Below are 7,788 nucleotides of genomic sequence, written 5' to 3'. Positions count from 1 at the left end.
GCCTATGCTCATGGGGACTCACTCACTTGCCGCCTACCTGCAACTCCAAGTTGTTTGGGTATAGTTGATAGAAATACAATTATTGATATGTGTGATTAGAATATTAGGAGTAAATGAAGTGTATATCAATTAACCCTAGGATATAAATTAACTCTATGAGCATGACATATTTATGAATGATTTATTCGTTTGATTTAAAACGGGTTTTTTAATGGCGTTTTTAGCAGCGGTAAGCAATTTGGGGAATGGTCACCCACTGATTTTTCATGGATAGAGTGCTTGCTATCATGCATGGTTGGAAATTGCTGGATAAAAAATGGAGTCAGTGTTTTATCCGTCTACTTCTCAAAAATAGAGCCGCGATAAGCGGCCCATCATGATTGACTTACTGTATCTCAATTAATTCCACATCAAAAATCAGTACGGATGCGGGGGGAATTGGGCCGCTGCCACTTTTGCCATAACCTAAATTACTGGGTATGAACAGGCGCATTTTTTGTCCTTCCACCATCAGTTGTAGACCTTCTTGCCAGCCTTGAATCACCTGCTTCAAGCCAAACACAATCGGGTCGTTACGTTCAACTGAGCTATCAAACACAGAACCGTCAAGTAAAGTACCGTGATAATGCACTTTTACACGACTGTTGGCTTTCGGATGAACGGTGCCAGTACCTTGTTCTAGTACAAGATATTGCAAGCCACTTTCAGTTGTGGTTACGCCATCTTGCTTAGCATTTTCAGCTAAAAACGCTTGGCCTTTGGCAAAATTTTCATCGGCAACTTTGTGGTTATTCCATGTACGATAGATGAAAAACCCAGCCAATAAAAAAATAATAATGGGAAAGACAAATTTAGACATATTCTAGAGCCTTGCAAATTAGGGTTGAGTCAATAAATAGGAGATGGTGTTGGCAATACTTACGGTATCTTGATGGCCAGAGGTAATGACTAAGTACTTACCTTTCACAATAAAGGTTGGAACAGCATTAATTTGGCCTTTTGTTGAAATATCATAGGCACGCTGAATTTCTTGGAATAACAGTTTTTGCTGCTCATCATCTAACGAATATGGGCTGATTAGCCCTCGCTGGCTGAAGGCTAAATCAATCGCTTCTTTACGCTCATTTAACGTTACTTCTCCATCCATTTGCACGGCCGAAAATAGCTGTTCCATCATGACATGATCGGGAATTGTTCCTAGTTGCATCACGGCTGAATAGTAAATCATGGCTCCAATCTGTGCGCCTTCGTTAAAGGTGACATGCAGCTTGCCAAATGTCTCACCTGTTATTTTCTCGAGATCCTGGATGACCTTTTCCATTGAACGACAGTGACCGCAAGTCAGCGAAAACACTTCGGTGACGACTGGCAGGCGGTATGTGGCGAGATTTACAGCAAGCTCATCATATTGTTTCCCTTTCTGTGGTATGGGGTTATCACTACAGCCAGCTAGGATCAACAGTGTGGTGCTAAGGCTCAACCAATAGAGTATTATTTTTTTCATCATGAGTATTATTTTAAGGAAGAAGGCTTGAATTCTAACGGCTTCCGGCGACAAGGAAAACAGAAACCATCACGAAATTGCTACCAAATATATATAAAGTTTTACAGCCTTGGCCGATACAGTTGAGGTAGTAAGAGAATGGAGTGATACTCGAATGAAGTATTTAGCCTTACCGTTATTAATGTTGTTAACCGGATGCGGAACGTTAGCCACTGATCGGATGTTTAGCGATAACCTGTTGGATGCGGCGCCAAAAGGCGATTTTGATGTGCTCTATCCTGAATGGGGCCATGCGCCGAAAATAGTTTCGGCTGACGTTCAAGGTCCGATAGGTCAGCAGCGCACGAATAGTTATGATTCTTTGCAGCGTTTCTTATTGAAAAATGGTGTGGATTACGAAGTCCTTCCGGGTAATCACATCATGGTTAAATTGAAAGATACGGTGAAGTTCGAAACAGGTTCCTCAACGGTCTCTACTGGCTCTGGTGATTGGCTTACTATGATGGGGCGTTATTTAGCCTCAGAACCCGGCATTGATATTGTGATTGATGGCCATACGGACAGTACTGGAGCGCCAACCTTTAATGATGGTTTGTCTGAACGCCGTGCTAAAGCGGTAAAAAGCACTTTAGTGAAAAGTAATGTGGCGATGGACTCTATTTTTACCCGTGGATATGGTGAATACGTTCCGGCTTGTACGAATAAAACCAATGCAGGTAAAGCATGTAACCGTCGTGTGGAAGTGTTATTTATTGTTTCCAATAATTAAGTTATGCCTTTTGGTGGCGTGCCTTTTAAGTGATATATCTCTTTCATATGCGACAAGATCAAAAAAGCCCAGCGAATGACTCGCTGGGCTTTTGCATTAAAAATTAAACGACTTAAGCAAGCAGCTCTTGCGCTTGTTTCACCACGTTTTCAGCTGTAAAACCGAACATTTTGAACAGTTGATCCGCCGGTGCTGACTCACCAAACGTCGTCATACCGATGATCTTGCCACCAAAGCCGACGTACTTGTACCAGAAGTCTGCAATACCTGCTTCAATAGCGATACGCTTAGTCACGGCTGCTGGTAGTACGGCTTCGCGGTAAGCTGCGTCTTGTTTATCAAACGCATCGGTCGATGGCATCGAAACTACGCGCACTTTCTTACCTTCGGCTGTAAGTTGCTCTGCGGCTTTCACCGCCAGTTCAACTTCTGAGCCAGTGGCAATCAGGATCAGCTCAGGCTGGCCTGCACACTCTTTCAGGATGTAACCACCTTTCGCGATATCGGCAACTTGCGTTTCGCTGCGTGGCTGCTGCGCGAGGTTTTGACGAGAGAAAATCAGCGCTGATGGGCCACCTTTACGCTCAATCGCCAATTTCCATGCGACAGCTGATTCCACTTGGTCACACGGACGCCATGTGCTCATGTTTGGTGTTAGACGCAGAAACGCGATTTGCTCAACCGGCTGGTGAGTAGGGCCATCTTCGCCCAAGCCAATCGAGTCATGAGTGTAGACTTGGATGTTCTGAATCTTCATCAGAGCCGCCATGCGCATGGCGTTACGTGCGTATTCCATGAACATCAGGAAGGTTGCGCCGTAAGGTACGAAGCCACCGTGCAGCGCAATACCATTCATGATGGCGGTCATACCGAATTCACGTACACCGTAGTGAATGTAGTTACCCGAGAAGTCTTCCGCGGTGAGCGATTGAGAGCCCGACCACATGGTGAGGTTAGACGGTGCCAAGTCCGCCGAGCCGCCCATAAATTCTGGCAGCATTTTACCAAACGCTTCCAGCGCATTTTGTGACGCTTTACGTGACGCAATATTGGCTGGGTTGGTTTGAAGGTCAGCAATAATTTGACTCGCTTTCGCTTCCCATTCTGCTGGCAACTCGCCATTTACGCGGCGTTTGAACTCAGCGGCTTCGGCTGGGTAAGCGGCGGCGTAAGCTTCAAACTTGGCGTTCCAATCGGTTTCTTTTGCTTGGCCAGCTTCTTTGGCATCCCACTGCGCGTAAATGTCGGCAGGGATGTGGAAAGGTGCATGCGGCCAACCCAGGAATTCACGCGCCGCTTTGATTTCCTCAGCGCCTAAAGGGGCACCGTGACAATCGTGTGAGCCCGCTTTGTTTGGCGAGCCAAAACCGATGATGGTTTTGGTGCAAATCAAGGTTGGACGAGGGTCTGCTTTCGCAGCCTCAATAGCGGCATTAATCGCTTCAGCGTTATGGCCATCAACTGCAGCAATAACATGCCAGCCGTACGCTTCAAAACGTTTTGGCGTGTCGTCAGAGAACCAGCCTTCCACATGACCATCGATAGAGATGCCGTTGTCATCCCAAAACGCAATCAGTTTGCCAAGACCCAGTGTGCCCGCCAGAGAACACGCCTCGTGCGAGATGCCTTCCATCAAACAGCCATCACCCATGAACACATAAGTGAAGTGGTCAACGATGTCGTGACCCGGTTTGTTGAACTGCGCCGCCAGTGCTTTTTCAGCCATCGCCATGCCGACCGCATTGGTAATACCTTGGCCTAGTGGGCCCGTGGTGGTTTCAATGCCCGGCGCGTAACCGTATTCTGGGTGACCCGGTGTTTTTGAGTGCAATTGACGGAAGTTTTTCAAATCATCAATCGACAGCGCGTAACCGCTCAGGTGCAATAAAGAGTAAATCAGCATTGAGCCGTGGCCGTTCGACAGCACAAAACGGTCGCGGTCAGCCCATTGTGGGTTTTGTGGGTTATGGTTTAAGTGGCCACGCCAAAGAACTTCAGCGATATCGGCCATACCCATCGGTGCACCAGGGTGACCAGAGTTAGCTTGTTGAACACCGTCCATACTAAGAGCACGGATGGCATTGGCTAATTGTTTACGTTCCATAATAATTACCGACAAATAATAGAGTTAGAAAGGAAAGGGGAACGTTAATCGTTCCCCAAATTTTAATTCGTAAGTGGATTACAACTTGGCTGCAATCATGACTTCAAGCTTGCCTTGGTCAATGGCAAAGTTACGGATGCCTTCCGCCAATTTTTCTACGGCCATTGGGTCTTGGTTGTGTTCCCACAAAAACTCTGCGTGGGTCATTGCTGCTGGGCGTGCTTTGTTGCCTTGAGAGTCAACCAGTTTTTCAACCACTTCACCATCAGCTGCTTCGAGTTCTGCCAGTAAAGAAGGGGCAATAGTCAAACGATCACAGCCTGCTAGCTCTAAAATTTCACCAATATTACGGAAGCTTGCGCCCATCACGACTGTCTTGTAGCCATGTTCTTTGTAGTAGTTGTAGATCGCAGTCACGGACAATACACCAGGATCTTCTTGCGGTGCAAAATCACGGCCTTCTTTGGCTTTATACCAATCCATAATACGGCCGACGAATGGAGAAATCAGGAATACGCCTGCTTCTGCACACGCGCGTGCTTGAGCAAAGGAGAATAATAGAGTCAGGTTACAGTTGATGCCTTCTTTTTCAAGGATCTCTGCTGCGCGAATACCTTCCCAGGTTGAAGCCAGTTTGATCAAAATACGGTCGTTAGTAATGCCAGCATCGTTGTACATTTTGATCAGTTGGCGCGCTTTTGCCACGCTGCCTGCCATATCATAAGAGAGGCGAGCATCGACCTCGGTAGAAATACGCCCTGGAATCGTTTTTAAGATCTCTTTACCGATATTGACAGCAAGCATGTCACAAGTATCTTGAACTTGTTGAGCCTTGTCTGAGCTCTGTGTTTTTGCGTATGCGATAGAAGCATCAATCAGTGGCGCGTATTCTGCAATTTGAGCCGCTTTAAGAATGAGAGATGGGTTAGTGGTCGCATCTTCTGGTTGGTATTTTTTGATTGCGTCAATTTCACCAGTGTCAGCAACAACAGTCGTCATTTTACGAAGTTGCTCTAATTTATTGCTCATATCGATCATCCTATTTCTTTGGGCCAAGCAAGATTTTGAGTTTGCTGGGCATTTGCAAGCGGGTTAGCAATCACATAGTCATGTCTTACACATGCCAGAAAAGCTAACTCAATTATTTCCAGCGACCGAACATTTGTGTTGAACATTTGCTCGTTCGTTGAGTAAATGATGTAGCCATATTTATCTTATCCACTGGGAAAGTCAATCGCTGTTCTGAGGTTATAGTGATATCAATCAACTATTTTTTTGTGAATTAATCTCAGTGCTGATAAATAAACGTTTGCTTAGATTTATCAAGGGTTGAAAGCGAACGTTACTGCGCATTGATTAGAGTGAGAAAATGTAATTTCCGTGAGCAAATGTTGCAAAGTAAATGAGGCTTAACCTATGCTAGGTCAATGAGCAAATGCTCAATTGTCGTTATTATGCGCACAATATTGACCATGAGATCCCGTATGACCACTCCCAATCAAGACATTTCTATCGAAAATACTGACTTATTAACTGAAATTTCAGTGGCTTATTACCAAGATGGTGCAACTCAAGAAGAGATTTCGAAAAAGTTTTCTCTTTCACGAGCCAAAGTAGGCAGAATGCTTAAACAGGCACGCGATGAAGGGATTGTCGAAATTACGGTGAAATATCACCCTGTTTTTAGCGCCAAAATTGAGCAGCGACTGATTGAACGCTTTGGCGTAAAACGTGCGCTGGTTGCACTTGACCAACCTAGCGAAGAGCTGCAGCGCCAACAAGTGGCGGGGTTGGTTTCCAATTACCTGACCAGTACGCTAAAAAACGGCATGGTTGTGACCGTTGGTCAAGGCCGAAATGTATCGGCCGTTGCGCATCATATTGGCGTGATCACACCGCGAGAGTGTAAGTTTGTCTGCAGTATTGGTGGCATTCACCCAAGAGGTGGGATGTTTAATGCGGATCATATCTGTCGACAACTGGCCAAAAAATACGGTGGAAGCTCTGAAACGCTTTATGCGCCTGCCTATGCTGAAAATCGCGAACAAAAATTAGCGTTTATGCAAAATGCCACCGTCAAACAAACCTTAGATTTAGCACGTAAGGCAGACATTGCGTTAGTGGGTATTGGGGATATGAGTGAAAACAGCTACATGGTCGATCTCGGTTGGTTTACCGCCGATGAAGTGGTGCAGTCGCGTTTACAGCAAGGTGTGGTGGGGGATTTCGCTGGTTATGATTTTTTTGATATCCACGGCAAAGCCGCCAATACGGTGATGAGCGATCGCGTCATTGGCTTAGGGCTTGACGAATTTCGACCGATCGCTGAGGTGATCGCTATCGCGGCGGAAAACAGCAAACCTTTAGCGCTGCTTGGGGCGCTACGCACCGGTGCAATTGATGTGATTGCCACCAGCGTAAGCAACGCGTTAACGGTACTGAATTTAGATGAGCAGATGAAAACCGTCACAGAATCGTCAGTTTGAATTTAACCTATATAATCCTTATGACATGAATCAATCCCCACGACGGTGGGGATTGATTCAGAGGCTAAAGCTCAAGAGGCAGCTCACTGCGCTGCCCCCATTCTGTCCACGAACCATCGTAAACGCACAGTTTTTCGTAGCCGCAAATGTGCGCAGCCAGCAGCACAATACCGGCGGTTACGCCTGAGCCACAACTGAAAATGTATTGCTCTTTTCCAGCAGTCAGCGTCGCTTGCATAATAGGTTGTAGATCTTGCGGTGATTTAAGCTTATGCCCATTCATCAACTCTGTAAAAGGTAAGCAAATAGAGTGAGGAATATGGCCGCTGCGCACGCCTTCTCTTGGTTCTTTTATTTGACCCAAAAAACGGGCTTGTGAACGGGCATCAACAGTTAAGCTCTCTGGGTTCTCTATTTGTGCAAGCACATAGTCTGCGTTCACAAAATAGCGAGGATCGAGCATGCCATGGAAGTTTCCGTGTTTAAAGGCGTGTGTGTACTCTTTTACAACGGGTAAACCTTGGCGTTTCCATTCGGTTAATCCACCATCAAGAACGTATACCGACGCATGTCCCATCGCTTTGAGCATCCACCATGCCCTCGGTGATGCAAACGTCCCGCTATTGTCATAGACAACGACGATCGAATCGTGGTTTAAACCGATCGATTGTGCTAATTGATTAAAGCACTCTTCACTAGGCATCATATGAGGTAGTGACGATTGTAGGTCACAAAATTCACCATCATAATCAAAGCGGCGAGCGCCGGGAATGTTATGCAGAGTATCTTTCTCAGTTTCACTGGGAATTTGGAATTCAATGCTGCAATCAAGAACAACGGTGCGCGGGTCGCCTAACTTTTGTGCTAGCCATTGGGGGGAGACGAGTGGTGACATGAGTTTAACGTATGCGCCCCATGATCCCAC

7 protein-coding genes are annotated in these 7,788 nt (G+C 46.0%); 2 read left to right on the top strand and 5 right to left on the bottom strand.

What is annotated here, in order from left to right; translation table 11 throughout:
- Positions 1–385 precede the first annotated feature (385 nt).
- Together bamJ and VOR_RS0107055 are read right to left on the bottom strand one after the other, a co-directional pair.
- Complete coding sequence (gene bamJ, locus VOR_RS0107060) at positions 386–859, bottom strand: BamJ family beta-barrel-assembly machinery protein (protein ID WP_010319006.1); 474 nt, start codon at positions 857–859, stop codon at positions 386–388.
- 18 nt (positions 860–877) lie between these two features.
- Positions 878–1,504 carry a thioredoxin domain-containing protein gene (locus VOR_RS0107055; RefSeq protein ID WP_010319005.1) on the bottom strand — a complete coding sequence of 209 codons (627 nt, stop codon included), beginning with the start codon at positions 1,502–1,504 and terminating at the stop codon, positions 878–880.
- A 154-nt stretch (positions 1,505–1,658) separates the two neighbouring features.
- On the opposite strand from VOR_RS0107055, the gene VOR_RS0107050 reads away from it, so the two are divergent.
- Positions 1,659–2,273, top strand: coding sequence for an OmpA family protein (locus VOR_RS0107050; RefSeq protein WP_010319004.1), 615 nt, complete (start codon positions 1,659–1,661; stop codon positions 2,271–2,273).
- A gap of 112 nt (positions 2,274–2,385) precedes the next feature.
- On the opposite strand, the gene tkt is transcribed toward VOR_RS0107050, so the two are convergent.
- Complete coding sequence (tkt, locus tag VOR_RS0107045; protein WP_162097689.1) at positions 2,386–4,380, bottom strand: transketolase; 1,995 nt, start codon at positions 4,378–4,380, stop codon at positions 2,386–2,388.
- Positions 4,381–4,455: 75 nt separating this feature from the next.
- Positions 4,456–5,406, bottom strand: coding sequence for a transaldolase (tal, locus tag VOR_RS0107040; RefSeq protein ID WP_010319002.1), 951 nt, complete (start codon positions 5,404–5,406; stop codon positions 4,456–4,458).
- A 455-nt stretch (positions 5,407–5,861) separates the two neighbouring features.
- On the opposite strand from tal, the gene VOR_RS0107030 reads away from it, so the two are divergent.
- On the top strand, positions 5,862–6,863 hold the full coding sequence (locus VOR_RS0107030; RefSeq protein WP_010319001.1) for a sugar-binding transcriptional regulator: 1,002 nt from the start codon (positions 5,862–5,864) through the stop codon (positions 6,861–6,863).
- Between the two features lie 64 nt (positions 6,864–6,927).
- Here the strand turns inward: VOR_RS0107030 and VOR_RS0107025 are convergent, their stop codons facing one another.
- A complete protein-coding gene (locus VOR_RS0107025; protein ID WP_033197412.1) occupies positions 6,928–7,758 on the bottom strand; it encodes a sulfurtransferase in 831 nt (276 codons plus the stop codon).
- Between the last annotated feature and the right edge of the window lie 30 nt (positions 7,759–7,788).

This window comes from Vibrio ordalii ATCC 33509 (genome assembly GCA_000257205.1).
Lineage (GTDB): Bacteria > Pseudomonadota > Gammaproteobacteria > Enterobacterales > Vibrionaceae > Vibrio > Vibrio ordalii.
This window is presented reverse-complemented; position numbering and strand designations above follow the sequence as displayed.